The organism is Roseibium sediminis, from assembly GCF_008711325.1.
In the GTDB taxonomy this organism is placed as follows: Bacteria; Pseudomonadota; Alphaproteobacteria; order Rhizobiales; family Stappiaceae; genus Roseibium; species Roseibium sediminis.
This window is the reverse complement of sequence record NZ_VXDB01000074.1, coordinates 1-1,443: the sequence shown is the minus strand read 5'-3', so window position 1 is coordinate 1,443 and position 1,443 is coordinate 1. Positions and strand designations below refer to the sequence as shown.

At 39.8% G+C, this 1,443-nt stretch carries 3 protein-coding genes; 1 reads left to right on the top strand and 2 read right to left on the bottom strand.

Translation table 11 applies throughout. The features are described from left to right. The first annotated feature begins 244 nt into the window (after window positions 1–244). Window positions 245–943 carry a nitrilase-related carbon-nitrogen hydrolase gene (locus F0155_RS23095; protein ID WP_150526917.1) on the top strand — a complete coding sequence of 233 codons (699 nt, stop codon included), beginning with the start codon at window positions 245–247 and terminating at the stop codon, window positions 941–943. Here the strand turns inward: F0155_RS23095 and F0155_RS23090 are convergent. Further along, window positions 932–1,273 (bottom strand): DUF4760 domain-containing protein, encoded by a 342-nt coding sequence (locus F0155_RS23090; RefSeq protein ID WP_150526916.1) that lies wholly within the window; start codon window positions 1,271–1,273, stop codon window positions 932–934. The two genes, F0155_RS23095 and F0155_RS23090, sit on opposite strands and share 12 nt — an antisense overlap. Beyond that, window positions 1,242–1,443, bottom strand: a 202-nt coding sequence (locus F0155_RS23535) for a hypothetical protein (RefSeq protein ID WP_161599890.1), incomplete at its 5' end; no start/stop codon positions are given. The genes F0155_RS23535 and F0155_RS23090, both read right to left, overlap by 32 nt.

Here is a 1,443-nt window from a genome sequence, read left to right as displayed (position 1 = left end):
CGGCTGCTCCTAAAAGGCCAAGCCAAAATCATTGGGTTTTTGCGGGTGTCCAGCTCCAACAAACAGTCCAAATTGACCAAGCAAAACAAGCCGCCTGTATACTTGCGCCATTAATTAGAGGCTAAACCTTGAATAAAGAAAATCAATATCGAATTGGCATCTGCCAAGCACCTGCAATTACTCATCCTAGTAACAACTATAAACAATACATAGATAGCTTATTGAATGAACAACATAAAATAAAATAAAATCTAATATAGTCATATTTCCAGAGCTATTTATAGGCGGCCTCTCTACGGATATTCGAGAAGCAAAAAGCAGAATTTTCGCAGAACAAGCTACGAATCGCCTTGCAGAAGTCTGTAAATCTCTAAAAATTCATTGTATTTTTGGAGCTCCTCATTTGCAGAATGGAGAATTACTAAATGCTGTTTTCAGCGCTCAGCCCGACGGGGAAATACGATATCTATGTAACAAAGCATTTTTATACAGCAATTTCGAAAAAGTGACTTTCGCAACCCGACCTTCTCACAGAGTTCACAATATAAATGGGAAAAAAATTGCAATACTAATATGTTACGAAGTTAATTTCCCACAAATATTTGACAAATTATTCAAAACGCACAGAGATATTGACGTAATCATTGTGCCCACTGCCTCAAGTCGGCATTTCGACTATGTCCCAGAGGTGATAGTCAGGTCTCGCGCCATCGAATTTGGCGTACCGGTAATTTTTGTAAATCAAGTCGGCAAAGTAGGCGATATTGATTTTGGTGGTAAATCTTGTGTCGCTTGGCCAGATGGAAAATACACGCTTCTGTCTGGTCTTTGCGAAGAACTTCACTCCTTTACCTTCAAGAAAAATGAGAATCTACCAAAAATACCTTACATAAATGGTGAAGATTATGAAAGCATCGAATATAAAATTAATCTAATCAGCTAAACGACGCCTGTTAAGATTATAAAACCACTCGAAATTTGAATATATTCTTACTCCTGTTTTTTCTCGTCGAATTTGGATATAGGTTTTACATATATCGTAAGCAGCACACATAGCTCCACCGCGCAGATTAGCGACCACGTGAGGATCCAAATATCTTTGTCGGCTTGCTGTGGCGATTACCTCGTAATAGTCTAGTATTCGCATAACAAGACGATCTTCATCATCGGAAAGCGATGCTTCTATCACCAATTCAGATCGAGATATTTTTTTGGCCATATAAAAATCTGATTCAGCCAGTTCAGAATTCTGTTGAAATGCTGTAATGAGCATTAGCAGGCTGCTGAATAACCCGCTGGTTTTTTCGCTCAAATCCTGGTTGGATGATGACATCGTGATTGGCAATGGATAGATGCGGATGCGCGGTGCGGATTTTCGGCCTTCTCAGCTGGACACCCGCAAAAACCTCGCGCTGTTGGATGATTTCTGATTCACTGGCTTCA

Excerpts from the sequence above, each read along its gene's own strand:
- F0155_RS23090 (WP_150526916.1), bottom strand. The coding sequence starts at position 1,273 with ATGCTCATTACAGCATTTCAACAGAATTCTGAACTGGCTGAATCAGAT.